This is a genomic window from Neorhizobium sp. JUb45 (assembly GCF_004343585.1).
Classification (GTDB): Bacteria; Pseudomonadota; Alphaproteobacteria; order Rhizobiales; family Rhizobiaceae; genus Neorhizobium.
Window position 1 is genome coordinate 15,268 of record NZ_SLYW01000021.1, and the last position, 12,859, is coordinate 28,126.

A 12,859-nucleotide genomic window follows, 5' to 3' on the forward strand; every position below is an offset into this window, starting at 1 on the left:
GCGCAGTGGGAAGACGATCATGCCAGCCAGTCACGCCCTGAAACCGGAACCGCTTTCGCAGACGGCCTTTGCGCGTTACGGTTGGCTTCTCGGCAAACCGTATCCGGTGGAGGAAGGCGCGGTGGCATTTTCAAACGCTGCCACGGATTTCTGGCATGAACATCTCTTCGATGCAGGCGCGGCAGGGGAAGTCGAAATTCTCTGGGTGAATTATCGCAGCAGCGATCCGGCCATCGGCACGCTGGAGCGCCACCTACTGACGGATCAGGCAGTCGTACCATTGGTGGGAGCGATCACGCAGATCGTGGCGCTGCCTGCGGCTGACGGTTCCCCTGATCTCGATACCCTGCGGGCCTTTCGCGTCGAGCCCGGAATGGGCGTGTGCATGCGCGCGAACATATGGCACGCCACCAGAAGTGAAGGTGCGACCTGCCTGATGCTGACCCGGCGCTCGACCACAGTGGACCTGGTTGCCGGACTGAACGGAAGCGCCGAAATGGCGGAAACGGCACAGCAGTCTATCAGCGACGTTGAACTTGGCCAATAACCGGCACGATCTTCACGCCTCCCTTCTGATTTTCCCAGGACTTTACTTTTCCGTTTGACGCTATCCGGCGGGCAATTGTTGTCATGACTGTTAGAAACAGCCGCAAACGACTTGAGATTCCATAAAATTCTTGGCCATATGACCTGACGATCATGCGTGGAGGAGCGCCATGAGTCTCAGGCACCAGATCATCGCGCTGACGGTGATACCGCTCATCGTCGCCATTTTGACGGTGACGACCTTTATCACTCTGCAATCCGCCAACCTGATCGGCAGCAGTATCGGCACCTTCGAGCGCAACATGCTCAAGGCGAAGGAAACCGAGTTGCTCAACATGACGAACCTCGCCCTGTCGGCGATCCAGGGCATCTATCAGGCAGCAGGCCCGGACGACGAGGCGGCCAAGGAAAAGGTTCGCGAGATTCTCACCTCGCTCGATTACGGTCAGGACGGCTATTTCTTCGCCTATGATTATGACGGCAACAATATCGTCCACCCGCGCCAGACCTACCGGCCCGGTCACAACTGGCTGGACCTGGTCGATCCCGATGGCGACCGGGTGATCGCCAATCTCATCGACAAGGCCAAGGCCGGTGGAGGACTGCATCAGTACAAATGGCAAAAACCCTCCTCTGGCGAAATGGCCGACAAGCTCTCCTTCGCGGTCGGTCTCGACAAGTGGAAGTGGATGCTGGGAACCGGCGTCTATCTCGACGACGTGTTTTTGCAGACTGCGGCTGCGAAAGCGGACCTGAGTGCCAATATCCGCAAAACCTTCATGATCGTGGCGTTGACCGCATTGCCGTCCGTGCTCCTCGTGTTTGCCGCCTGCATGATGGTGACGCTGCGCGAGCGGCGCATGGCGGATGGCAAGCTGAAGGAACTGACCAAACGCATCATTGGTGCGCAGGAACAGGAACGGGCACGCCTGGCTCGTGAACTGCATGACGGCATTTCCCAAAACCTGGTCGGCGTGCGGTATGCGATCGACCTGGCCAGTCGCAAGGTGGAAAACAACAGCAACGATGCGGCGCAGGCGATTGCCCATGGCGCCGAAGCTCTCAATAGTGCCATCAAGGAAGTTCGCCGCCTCTCTCACGATCTTCGCCCCCGCGCGCTCGACGATCTCGGCTTGTCGGCAGCACTACAGGCATTGCTTTCAGAATTTTCCGAGCGAACGGGCATTGCCATATCCCTGAATGCAGCCCCTTTCCGCGACACGCTGAAACCGGAGGCAGCCACCGCGCTCTACCGGGTTGCCCAGGAGGCTCTGCACAATATCGAGAAACATTCCGGCGCATCACGTGGCGAGGTGAAGGTCTGGACGGTTGCCAATCGCGTGCGCATGACAGTCTCCGACAACGGCCATGGTTTTGAAGAAGGCGCGAAGCGCGGCATCACCGGCGAAAGCGGGCTCGGAATCCGCAACATGCAGGAACGCATGGCGCATTTCGGTGGCCTGCTCCTCATCCGCTCCACCCAAGAGGGCACAATCCTGACGGCCATGCTGCCGAAATCGGCATCACTCACCCCGACCAAGGCGAGGGCGGCTGCATGAGCGTTCGCGTACTTCTCATCGACAACCACCCGCTTGTGCTCGAAGGGCTGGAAGCCCTGCTGCGAACCTTCGACCATATCGAGGTCGTGGGCACGGCGGGCAATGCTCTCAATGGGCTCGAAAGGGCAATGGCAACACGACCCGACGTCGTGCTGATGGATATCAACATGCCGCAGATGAGTGGCATCGAGGCCATCGAACGGTTTCGGGAAAACCTGCGGCAGACAAAAATCCTGATGCTCTCCATGCATGACAGCCGCGAATACATTTCCACATCCGTCCTGCATGGCGCGTCCGGCTATATCCTGAAAGATGTTTCGACGGACGAAATCGTCTCGGCCATCGAAGCGGTCGCAGCAGGCGGAACCTATTTTTCGTCCGGCGTCTCGGATGCGCTTCTCGACAGAAAGGCGGCGACCGCACCTTCCCTGCTGACAACCCGCGAACATGACGTGCTGCTGCTGATCGCCGCTGGCCACAGCAATCGCGACATCGCGCAGGCCTTGGCCATCTCGGAGGCAACCGCCGAAACCCATCGCAAGAAGGTGAAAAAGAAGCTCGGCATAACCACCACTGCCGGGCTTGTCCGCTTCGCCATCGACAACGGTCTGGCGGCCGGGGAGACCGACATACCCACTACTGGGTAGTTACGGCGATTTAGCGCCCGCGCATTGTTGTCGCAGCCCCTGAGCGGCGGTAGCCATTTGGAAATGGCACGCCTCTGGTCCGGCTGTCATGGGAGGAGGGAACATGACCGCATTACTCGGCGTCTCGCGTGCGATAGACGCGATGAACACGTTTTTGGGCAAGGCCGTTTCCTGGCTGCTGCTTGCCGCGGTGCTGATCAGCGCTATCAACGCGGTCACGCGAAAACTCTTCAATCTGAGTTCGAACGCCTGGCTTGAAGCGCAGTGGTACCTGTTTTCGGCCGCCTTCCTGCTGGCCGCCGCCTGGACCCTGCTCAGCAGCGAGCACGTGAAGGTCGACCTGATCTATGGCCAGCTGCCGCGCCGCGCGCAGCTCTGGATCGAGGTTCTCGGCACGATCTTCTTCCTCATGCCCTTTTGTCTGGTCACCATCTACCTGTCCTGGCCGATCGTGATCGCAAAATTCCAGAGCGGCGAAGTTTCGAACAACACGGGCGGCCTGACACTCTGGCCGGTCTGGGCGATGATCCCTGCCGGTTTCGGCTTTCTTGCGTTGCAGGGCCTTTCGGAATTGATCAAGCGCATCGCCATCCTTCGTGGCGCCATGCCCGATGCGGTGGCCCTGGCCGACGCCGAAGCGCAAGCGCTCTAATCTCCAGCAGGAATAAGTTCACATGTTTGCATTCTTCGCGGAAAATCTCGCGCCGATCATGTTCCTGTCGCTGATCGTCGTCTTGCTGATGGGCTATCCCGTCGCTTTCGCACTGGCCTTTGTCGGTTTCGTTTTCGGCTTTATCGGCATTGAGATGGGGCTGCTTCCCATCAACCTGTTCGGCGCCATTCCCGACCGCATTTTCGGGCAGATGTCGAACGAAACGCTGCTCGCCATTCCCTTCTTCACCTTCATGGGGCTGATACTGGAACGAAGCGGCATGGCCGAGGAACTGCTCGACACGATCGGGCAATTGTTCGGCCCGATCCGCGGCGGCCTTGCCTTTGCGGTGATCTTTGTCGGCGCCATTCTAGCCGCAACAACCGGTGTCGTCGCCGCCTCCGTCATCTCGATGGGCCTGATCTCGCTGCCGATCATGCTGCGCTACGGTTATGACCGCCGGGTTGCTGCCGGCACGATCGCCGCCTCCGGCACGCTGGCACAGATCATTCCACCCAGCCTCGTGCTGATCATCCTCGCCGACCAGCTCGGCCGCTCGGTGGGCGACATGTACAAGGGCGCGCTCGTGCCCGGCCTTCTGCTTGTGGCCGCCTATGCCGGTTACATCATCCTGATGTCCTTCTTGCAGCCTGCCAGCGTCCCGGCGCTGCCGCCGCAGGCACGCTCACTGCGCGGCTGGAAACTGTTCGGGAAAGTGATCACCTCGCTCGTGCCGCCGCTCGTGCTCATCTTCCTTGTGCTCGGCACAATTTTCATCGGTGTGGCGACGCCAACGGAAGGTGGCGCAATGGGCGCTGTCGGCGCGCTGGTTCTGGCCGCCATGAACCGCAAGCTTAATCTGGCGATGATCCAGTCGGCGCTTTATGCAACGGTGAAACTCTCGTCCTTCGTGATCTTCATCCTGCTCGGCGCTCGCGTCTTCTCGCTGACTTTCTATGGTGTCGATGGCCATGTCTGGGTCGAACACCTGATGACTTCTATCCCCGGCGGTGAGATCGGCTTTCTGATCATCGCCAACCTGCTGGTGTTCTTCCTGGCTTTTTTCCTCGATTATTTCGAACTTGCCTTCATTATCATCCCGCTGCTGGCGCCGGTGGCGGATGCGCTTGGCATCGACCTGATCTGGTTCGGCGTGATGCTGGCGATCAACATGCAGACCTCGTTCATGCACCCGCCGTTCGGTTTCTCGCTGTTTTACCTGCGTTCCGTGGCACCGACACGCGCATACAAGGACCGCATCACCGGTGCAACGATCCAGCCCGTCACATCCGGCCAGATCTACATGGGTTCGCTGCCCTATCTCGCCATCCAGCTGGTCATGGTGGTTGTCGTCATCGCCTTCCCCGGCCTCGTGACGCATTACAAGTCCGGCAGCGTCGCCGTCGATCCGTCGACGATCGAACTCAACGTGCCTATGCCCGGTGCAGGCGGCGAAAACCCGTTCGGCACGCCGACGCAGCCCTTTGGCGCACCGGAACCATCTTCCGGAGAACCGGCCGCGCCGTCCTTCGGCGCCCCCGCACCTGCCCCTGACTTCGGCTCGCCGACCCCCAGTTTCGGCGCGCCGCCGGAAGCGCCAACACAGTCACAACCATGATGCCAACCGCAACAAACGCTTTGGCAAACCAATCAACCTTGAGGAGGAGGATGACATGACGGACAAGATCAACAGACGAAACTTTCTGACGAAAGGCGCGATCGGCGGGGCCGCCACGGTTGCGGGAGCAGCCCTTGCCGCCCCGGCCGTGGCACAGGAACTGCCGACCATCAAATGGCGCCTCACATCGGGCTTCCCGAACAATCTCGACACGATCTATGGCGGCGCCGTGGTCATGTCGCAGGCGCTTTCGAAGATGACCGAAGGCAAGTTCCTGATCCAGGTCTTTCAGGCCGGCGAAATCGTGCCCGGCCCGCAAGCCATCGATGCGGTGAAGGCCAATACGGTCGAAATCGCCCATACCTGCGGTTATTATTTCACCGGCAAGGATCCGACATTCGCGATCGGTTCGACCATCCCATTCGGCCTCAACGGCCGCCAGCAGAATGCCTGGCTCTACCATGGCGGCGGCAACGAGGCCTATAACGAATTCCTGTCCGACTATGGCGTGGTCGGCATTCCAGGCGGCGCCACCGGTGCCCAGATGGGCGGCTGGTTCCGCAAGGAGATCAAGGGTCTGGCGGACCTCAAGGGGGTCAAGATGCGTATCGCCGGTGTTGCCGGCGAGGTCATGTCGCGCCTTGGCGTGGTGCCGCAGCAGCTGCCCGGCGGTGATATCTATCCCGCTCTCGAACGTGGCACGATCGATGCTGCCGAATGGATCGGTCCTTACGACGACGAGCGCCTCGGTTTCTACCAGATCGCCCCAAACTACTATTACCCGGCCTATTGGGAAGGTGGCCTGACCATCCACTTCTTCATCAACAAGACGCAGTATGAAGGCCTGCCCGAGGCGTACAAGGCAGCGCTCGACACGGCCTGCAAGGCGGCCAATATCAACATGCAGGCGCTTTACGACGTCAAAAACACGACGGCGATCCGCTCTCTCGTCGGCAAGGGCGTAAAACTGCGCCCGCTGCCGCGCGACGTCATGGACGCCGCCTACAAGACCACGTTCGAGCTATACGCCGAATACAGCGCCAAACATCCGGCATGGGCAAAAATCTATCCGGGCTGGAAGAAGTTCCGCGACGAATCCTTCGAATGGTTCCGTGTCGCCGAATATAGCTATGACAGCTATATGTACTCCGCACAGGCATCTGGAAAATAACGGCCTTCTGATCGGCCGGTGCGATACCGGCCGCTCTTTCACACGTTCAAAAAACCAGTGCGCCACGACAGGCGGTGAATACCGTTGAAAAGCGATATTTTTGCACTTAACTGAAATACGCCATGATCGATCCACCTATCTGGATCAGGCCGATTATAAAGCAGGCAGTAAGAAATAACGTTTTGGATCGCGATCACCAAAATCTCGCCATTTGCTCTCTCCGTCGCGCAATTTTTCATATTAATTTAGCGTATTGACTGTTCTTACAGGGCATCACCGGCCATCGCTGACCTTGACACGCGGACACCCCTCAATAGACCTCGCTTCCACTGTTCATAGGGAGTGAAGCATGAAAATATTGACATCCATCTCCGGACTTGTCGGAAAGACATTTGCCGCCTGGGTCATCCTTTTCGCGATCTTGGGATTCTTTTTTCCCGACGTATTCAAACAGATCGGGCCTTGGATCGTCACCCTGCTTTCCATCATCATGTTCGGCATGGGCTTGACGCTTTCGATCGATGATTTTCGTGAAGTGGTGAGGCGTCCCTTCGATGTCACCATTGGCGTGCTTGGCCAGTTTCTCATCATGCCACTTCTCGCCGTACTCCTAACGAAGGTAATTCCCATGCCACCGGAGGTCGCCGCTGGTGTCATTCTCGTGGGCTGTTGCCCGGGCGGCACCTCATCGAACGTCATGACCTATCTGTCGAAAGGGGATGTGGCGTTGTCAGTTGCGTGTACGTCTGTGACAACATTGGCCGCTCCGATTATAACACCTTTTCTGGTTTGGCTCTTTGCAAGCCAATACCTTCCTGTTGACGGCTGGGCGATGTTCGTCAGCATCGTCAAGGTTGTTCTCGTCCCCCTCGCGCTCGGGGCTATTCTTCAAAAGGTCCTTCCTGGCGTGGTCAAGGCAGCAGTCCCGGCATTGCCGCTGGTGAGCGTCATCGGCATCGTCCTGATCGTATCCGCCGTCGTGGGAGCGTCGAAAGGTGCGATTGCGCAATCCGGCCTTATGATCTTTGCCGTGGTCGTTCTTCACAATGGCATGGGATATCTGCTCGGCTTTTTCGCGGCGAAGGCAACGGGCTTATCACTGGCCAAGCGCAAGGCGATCGCCATTGAGGTTGGTATGCAGAATTCAGGTCTTGGTGCTGCGCTGGCGACGGCATATTTTTCTCCGCTTGCCGCTGTTCCAAGTGCTATCTTCAGTGTCTGGCATAATATTTCTGGCGCTCTTTTGGCAAACTGGTTCTCTTCGAGGCACGAAGAGGGTGCACAGATCGAGCCGTTAAAGGGGCAAACGAGTTAACTTGCAAAATCCAATGGTGGTCGTATTTCGCAAAAATCGCCACCGGGTATCTGACGAGCGCCCGCGTTAAAGCGCTTTCAGGCAAAACGAAAGCCGGCCAAAAATTGACCGGCTTTCCTGTCCTCATCCAGAATGTTTACATCTTCGGCAGAAGAACCTTGCCGATCACATGGATCACGCCATTGGACTGCTTGACGTCGGCGATCGTCACGGGAGCGACCTTGCCGTTCTCGTCGGTCAGTGTGATCTTGCCCATGCTTTCCTTCGCCTTCAGCACGCAACCGCCAACGGTCTTGACGTCATGGGTGCCCTTGTCGTCCTTGATCATCTTCTCGTTGGCCGTGGACATGGCATTGGCGGCGGCGACATGGCAAGTCAGTACCTTCGTAAGCTGCGCCTTGTTTTCACGCTTCAGCAGCATATCGACTGTCCCCTTCGGAAGCGAGGCAAACGCTTCATAGGTTGGCGCAAATACATTGCGGAGCAAAGGTGGTTCATGGCGGAGCTCGTAGACAGTCTTGCGTCCCTGCGCGCGTTCGTCGCCGCAGCCGATGCTCTCAGTTTCAAGTTGGCGGCACAGGATCTCGGACTTTCTTCGTCGGCGATCGGCAAGGCTATTGCAAGGCTGGAAAGCCAGCTATCGGCAACGCTTTTTCATCGCACGACGCGGAACATCTCGCTGACTGAGTCCGGTGTGATCTTTCTGATACGCGCCCGTCGGATGCTTGAGGAACTCCATGCTGGGGAGGCGGAGCTGGCGGAAGTGGCGGGAAGCCCGCGTGGCCGTCTTCGGGTCAGCCTTCCACTGACCGGATCCCTGTTCACCAAGGCGATCGCGGCTTTCATCGCCGAACACCCGCTGGTGGAACTCGATCTTGACTACAGCGACCGCCTCGTCGACGTCGTGGAGGAAGGCTTCGACGTGGTAATCCGGACTGGTGATACCGGAGACTCGAGGCTGCTGCACAAGAAGCTTGGCGACTTCACCTGGGTTCTGGTGGCCGCGCCCGCCTATCTGAAGAAGCATGGCATTCCGGAGACACCAGAGCAGCTCGTCGACCACGTCTGCCTGCGGCAAAAATTCTCCTCGGGGCGTGTCGCTCCTTGGCCGTTACGCTCAGCACCGGGGCAGCACGTTCCGGTCAGCCTGACCGCAAGCGTCATCGATCCGCTCCTAGACCTTGTTCAGCGCGACGCAGGTATTGGATGCTTTCCCGAATTCCTCGTTCGTGGAGGATTGGCGAACGGATCGCTTCGGCCCGTTCTGGAACAAGAGGTCGAACGCAGCGGCGTCTTTACGATGCTCTGGCCCGCGAGCCGTTTTCGCGTGCCGAAGGTTCGAGCTTTCGTGGATTTCGTTTCAGAACATGTGCGGGCGGAAGTGCATAGGACTTAATCCCAGACATAATTCTTGTGCCACCAGCGATTTTCGAGACGGCGGCGGCTGGCATGGCAAATTGCCGGTTCTTCGCTCTTGAGCCGATCCGAACAGTCGACCCTCTGTTTCGCCGCGGGATAACAGTTGTGAGGCCGTATAGAGCTTAACCTATGTGCTAGCCGAACGTCGAATATGGTTGGTTGACGACTGCCATTGGCTCTCAAGATTGAATACGGAGATCGGGCGAAAATTAATCCCGCCCGATTCCAAGACGACTAGAATTCCTGCACCGTGGGACGGATCACGATCGCATTGATATCGACGTCGTCGGGCTGCTCGATTGCAAAGGCAATTGCGCGTGCCACGGACGATGCCGGGATGGCCTGTTCGTAGAAACCATGCACCGTGTCCCGCGCGGTACCCGTCGTCCCCAGCTTCAGATCGCTCTCAACGGCGCCCGGTTCGATCGAGGTGACACGCACGGCGCTTCCGACCTCGATGCGAAGCCCCTCCGAGATCGCGCTGACCGCGAACTTCGTGCCGGAATAGACGGTACCGCCCGGCGCAAATACTTTGATGCCTGCGACGGAGCTCAGATTTATGATGTGGCCGCTCTGCTGCGCAAGAAACAATGGCAAGGCCGCGGCGATCCCATAGAGGGTGCCTTTGATGTTCACGTCGATCATCGCGTCCCACTCGTCCGTGTTGACTTCAGACATCGGCCGGATCGGCATTATGCCCGCATTGTTGATGATGACATCGAGGCGGCCGAAGTCTTGAACCACGGCCTCGACGACAGCCTTGACCTGATGCTTGTCGGTAACGTCCATCACGTACGCCCGGATGTCACCACCCTGCGCTGCGATTTCGGCACGGACCGCATCGAGCTTGTCTTGGCGCCTTGCGGCGATCGCCACCTTTGCGCCCTTTGCCGCGAGAGTTCTGGCGACCTCCGCTCCGATGCCTGTGCTGCCGCCGGTGATGAGAACGACTTTGTCTTTGATCATGATCTTGTCCTTGAGTTTGGTGAGGTACTGGCCACCCGCGAGGCAGCCGTTTGATGCGGGCCTAAGCCAGCAATTCGGGGAAAATGTTATGCTTTGGGGCGACGGTGGTGATGCGGCTGCAGGAAAGGTGAGAGAGCAAACATCAAGAGCGCCACAACAGCGAGGATCCAGAGAGGGATCCTGAAGTCGCCGGTGCTGTCACGAAGGATCCCCAGGAGCAGCGGGCCAAGCGCTCCGGCAGAATAGCCAATCCCCATCACGAACGCCGTCCAGGTGTTGGCGTCGTGGGCATCCGCCGCGTTGTCGAGGGGCAGGATCATTGCGAGCGTGAAGGATCCGCCGACACCGAACGCAATCATCGGGATAAAGAGGAAGGGCAGCAGCGTCGGCGAAATCGCGACGGCAGCCGATCCCGTAAGTGCCAGTGCGGCAAATAGGGCGATCACGATGCGACGATCTTCATTACGGCTTATCACTCCAGCCAATGGATTCGCGACCATGAATGCACCAGTGAAGCCTGCTAGCAGGAGCCCTGCCGAAGTAGCACTCATGCCGAGCTCTCTGAATATTGGTGCTGTCCATGAGACGAACCCGAAAAACAGGATGTTGTTGGCAGCGAAGTAGAGGGCGATGAGCCACGCAACAAGATTGGCGGTGGGCAGACGGCGCCGCGCCGATGTTGACGTTTCTACCACGAGCGCCCTTCTTCTACCTTCAGCAGCAGCGACAACGATCCAGGCGGCTATGGCCGTCAGGCACGGAATTGCCAGGATGCCGTCAGCGAACCTCCAGCCTCCGCCCAGATTTGCAAGCGGTTCGGTCAGGCCGGCCGCAAGCGTACTGCCGAGGCCCAGTGAGGATGCGTAGATCCCCATCAGAACTGCGGCCTGCTTCGGAAAATTCTTCTTTGCGAGGCCCGGGATCAGCGCACCTGCGACCGCAATCCCCGCCCCTACTCCCACAGTGGAAGCCAGAAGCATGGCGACCGAGCCGGAGAAGGCGCGCAGGATTGTCGTCAACATCAGGACGATCAGCGCGGTCAGAATGACCCTGTCGCGGCCAAATCGGTGGGCGAGCCAAGGAGTGGGAAACGCCAGCAAGCCCATCAGCATGGCAGGGATGGCTGTCAGCAGCGATGCCTCGGCGTTGGACATCCCAAACTCCTGACGGATATGGGGCAGCAGCGGTCCGACTGAAACGATGCCCGGACGAAGATCGATGGCGACCAGCACGATCGCAGCGACAGTGGCGGCGAACGAAAGCGCCGGGCGGGCGAGTGCTGCCGGAACGTCTGCGCTGGCAGCATCAACCTGAACAACCCGAAGACGATAGTCGGCTAACGGGCGGGTGGAAAGAATGTGTGTCATCGGGGATCTCCAGGGCGAGAAGCAGATTGATGGGCATGGCGGGCACGGACGAAGCCAACCCGCCATGACATAGGAGTTACTTCGCAGCCTCGATGATCAGCTTCGCCACCACGTCGGGGTGCGACAGCATGACGACATGGCTTGCAGCCACCTCGACAGCTGTCGCCTTGAGCCGCTTGACCTGGTCTCGCTGGAGCTGCGGCGGGATCACCTTATCATCCGTGGACACAACCTCGAAGGAAGGAACCGTGTGCCAGGCTGCCTGTGTGACGGGCGTTGAAACGGCCTTGACCCCAAATGCACCCTGTGTGGCCGCGATCAGTTCCTGTTCGTCGCGAGGCAGATCGGCTGCGAAGTAATTGAAGACACCCTCGTCGGTGAACTTCAGATAACCCGCATCATCTTTCTTGATGAATGGTCTGCCCGGAGCATCCGGATATGGCTTCTGGGTATCGAGGACCGACTGTCCGACCTCTGGAGCATAGGCCGCGACGTACACGAGCGAGTGAACCTTCGGATTAACACCCGCCTGCGTGATAACGGCGCCGCCGTAGGAATGACCGACCAACACGACCGGGCCTTCAGCATCGGCAATTGCCCGTTCAGTGAAAGCAACGTCATTTTCCAAGGTATCCAACGGGTTCTGGACCGCTACAACCTTCAATCCTGCCTTCTTCAGAAGCGGGATGACCTTGTTCCAAGAAGAACCATCGGCAAATGCGCCGTGAACGAGGACAACGGTCTTGGCCTTGAAGTCTGCCGCAGCCGCAGGCAAGGCGACGCTGGCTGTGATTGCGACGGCGGCGACAGCCGAGATGAGCGAGTTCAGGAATTTCATTTGATGCATCCTTTTGAAAAATTATTGATGAGGGGTGAGATCAGGCGCACTTGTCCGGTCCCGACCAACCGAAGTTGAAATCGGGCGCCACGCTCTGCGACGAGGGATCAAGCCGCGGACATGCGGATTTCAGAATGGGATCAGATTACGGAGCCGATGGTGATTTGGCTTCGGCACCATGTTTGGCCTAGGAGCGAGCGGGGACGAGAAGGTCGGCCAGAATTCCAGCGCCAGCCTCGGCGATGGCCACATCCTCTGCGACTGTGCCGCCGCTAACGCCGATCGCGCCGATCGCCTGCCCCTGGAATTGGATAGGGATGCCTCCCCCGAACACGACCACGCGACCGTTGTGGGAATGCTGAATTCCGTAGAGCTCCGCGCCTGATTGAGCCAACACGCTCAGCATGTCAGTCGCGTTGTTGAAGATCTGAGCGGTGAACGCTTTGTTGATCGCCAGTTCAACGGATCCCGACATGGCTCCATCCTCGCGCTCGAAGGCAAGTAGGTAGCCATCCGGGCCAATGACTGCGATCGAGCATGGGACATTCAAGGCGGTCGCCTTGGACTTTGATGTCTCGATCATCTCTCGGGCGTGCACAGCCGAGAGCGTTGGTTTAGAGCTGATCATCTCGATATCCGATTTTCGGGTGGCCGACCGCCGTCTGCTGGCGGCCGTCCACGATGCTGAATGATCAGGCTGCCCGGATACGGGTCTGGCGCAGGGCGGTGAGCAGAGCTTCGGCGGCCTCGCCGGAAGATCC

The 12,859-nt window shown here is 58.8% G+C and carries 12 protein-coding genes and 1 pseudogene; 8 read left to right on the top strand and 5 right to left on the bottom strand.

The genetic code is table 11. The features are described from left to right. Positions 1 to 19: 19 nt before the first annotated feature. The 7 genes from EDF70_RS29315 to EDF70_RS29345 all read left to right on the top strand — a co-directional run bounded on the left by EDF70_RS29315 (position 20) and on the right by EDF70_RS29345 (position 7,508). A complete protein-coding gene (locus EDF70_RS29315) occupies positions 20 to 547 on the top strand; it encodes an ureidoglycolate lyase (RefSeq protein WP_132281749.1) in 528 nt (175 codons plus the stop codon). Between the two features lie 169 nt (positions 548 to 716). Then, positions 717 to 2,105 (top strand): cache domain-containing protein, encoded by a 1,389-nt coding sequence (locus EDF70_RS29320; RefSeq protein ID WP_132281751.1) that lies wholly within the window; start codon positions 717 to 719, stop codon positions 2,103 to 2,105. Further along, on the top strand, positions 2,102 to 2,752 hold the full coding sequence (locus tag EDF70_RS29325; protein WP_132281753.1) for a response regulator transcription factor: 651 nt from the start codon (positions 2,102 to 2,104) through the stop codon (positions 2,750 to 2,752). The genes EDF70_RS29320 and EDF70_RS29325 overlap by 4 nt, the downstream gene beginning before the upstream one ends. Positions 2,753 to 2,855: 103 nt before the next feature. After that, positions 2,856 to 3,404 (top strand): TRAP transporter small permease subunit, encoded by a 549-nt coding sequence (locus EDF70_RS29330; RefSeq protein WP_132281755.1) that lies wholly within the window; start codon positions 2,856 to 2,858, stop codon positions 3,402 to 3,404. Positions 3,405 to 3,426: 22 nt separating this feature from the next. After that, complete coding sequence (locus EDF70_RS29335; protein WP_132281757.1) at positions 3,427 to 5,022, top strand: TRAP transporter large permease subunit; 1,596 nt, start codon at positions 3,427 to 3,429, stop codon at positions 5,020 to 5,022. 55 nt (positions 5,023 to 5,077) lie between these two features. Continuing rightward, positions 5,078 to 6,193 (top strand): TRAP transporter substrate-binding protein, encoded by a 1,116-nt coding sequence (locus EDF70_RS29340; protein WP_132281759.1) that lies wholly within the window; start codon positions 5,078 to 5,080, stop codon positions 6,191 to 6,193. 349 nt (positions 6,194 to 6,542) lie between these two features. Then, on the top strand, positions 6,543 to 7,508 hold the full coding sequence (locus EDF70_RS29345) for a bile acid:sodium symporter family protein (RefSeq protein ID WP_132281761.1): 966 nt from the start codon (positions 6,543 to 6,545) through the stop codon (positions 7,506 to 7,508). 136 nt (positions 7,509 to 7,644) lie between these two features. Here the strand turns inward: EDF70_RS29345 and EDF70_RS29350 are convergent. Continuing rightward, a pseudogene (locus tag EDF70_RS29350) lies at positions 7,645 to 7,983 on the bottom strand (fasciclin domain-containing protein); the annotation flags it as partial. A 21-nt stretch (positions 7,984 to 8,004) separates the two neighbouring features. Between EDF70_RS29350 and EDF70_RS29355 the strand changes: the two are divergent. After that, positions 8,005 to 8,904, top strand: a complete 900-nt coding sequence (locus EDF70_RS29355) for a LysR family transcriptional regulator (protein ID WP_132281763.1) — start codon at positions 8,005 to 8,007, stop codon at positions 8,902 to 8,904. 257 nt (positions 8,905 to 9,161) lie between these two features. Here EDF70_RS29355 and EDF70_RS29360 read toward each other — a convergent pair whose 3' ends face one another. The 4 genes from EDF70_RS29360 to EDF70_RS29375 form a co-directional block, all read right to left on the bottom strand. After that, complete coding sequence (locus EDF70_RS29360; RefSeq protein WP_132281765.1) at positions 9,162 to 9,893, bottom strand: SDR family oxidoreductase; 732 nt, start codon at positions 9,891 to 9,893, stop codon at positions 9,162 to 9,164. A gap of 86 nt (positions 9,894 to 9,979) precedes the next feature. Next, positions 9,980 to 11,260 (bottom strand): MFS transporter, encoded by a 1,281-nt coding sequence (locus tag EDF70_RS29365; RefSeq protein ID WP_132281767.1) that lies wholly within the window; start codon positions 11,258 to 11,260, stop codon positions 9,980 to 9,982. A gap of 76 nt (positions 11,261 to 11,336) precedes the next feature. Beyond that, positions 11,337 to 12,098, bottom strand: coding sequence for an alpha/beta hydrolase (locus tag EDF70_RS29370; protein WP_132281769.1), 762 nt, complete (start codon positions 12,096 to 12,098; stop codon positions 11,337 to 11,339). A 187-nt stretch (positions 12,099 to 12,285) separates the two neighbouring features. Further along, the coding region (locus tag EDF70_RS29375) for a heme-binding protein (protein ID WP_245519434.1) at positions 12,286 to 12,859 on the bottom strand (574 nt) is incomplete at its 5' end.

Excerpts from the sequence above, each read along its gene's own strand:
- EDF70_RS29315 (WP_132281749.1), top strand. The coding sequence starts at position 20 with ATGCCAGCCAGTCACGCCCTGAAACCGGAACCGCTTTCGCAGACGGCC.
- EDF70_RS29320 (WP_132281751.1), top strand. The coding sequence starts at position 717 with ATGAGTCTCAGGCACCAGATCATCGCGCTGACGGTGATACCGCTCATC.
- EDF70_RS29325 (WP_132281753.1), top strand. The coding sequence starts at position 2,102 with ATGAGCGTTCGCGTACTTCTCATCGACAACCACCCGCTTGTGCTCGAA.
- EDF70_RS29330 (WP_132281755.1), top strand. The coding sequence starts at position 2,856 with ATGACCGCATTACTCGGCGTCTCGCGTGCGATAGACGCGATGAACACG.
- EDF70_RS29335 (WP_132281757.1), top strand. The coding sequence starts at position 3,427 with ATGTTTGCATTCTTCGCGGAAAATCTCGCGCCGATCATGTTCCTGTCG.
- EDF70_RS29340 (WP_132281759.1), top strand. The coding sequence starts at position 5,078 with ATGACGGACAAGATCAACAGACGAAACTTTCTGACGAAAGGCGCGATC.
- EDF70_RS29345 (WP_132281761.1), top strand. The coding sequence starts at position 6,543 with ATGAAAATATTGACATCCATCTCCGGACTTGTCGGAAAGACATTTGCC.
- EDF70_RS29355 (WP_132281763.1), top strand. The coding sequence starts at position 8,005 with ATGGCGGAGCTCGTAGACAGTCTTGCGTCCCTGCGCGCGTTCGTCGCC.
- EDF70_RS29360 (WP_132281765.1), bottom strand. The coding sequence starts at position 9,893 with ATGATCAAAGACAAAGTCGTTCTCATCACCGGCGGCAGCACAGGCATC.
- EDF70_RS29365 (WP_132281767.1), bottom strand. The coding sequence starts at position 11,260 with ATGACACACATTCTTTCCACCCGCCCGTTAGCCGACTATCGTCTTCGG.
- EDF70_RS29370 (WP_132281769.1), bottom strand. The coding sequence starts at position 12,098 with ATGAAATTCCTGAACTCGCTCATCTCGGCTGTCGCCGCCGTCGCAATC.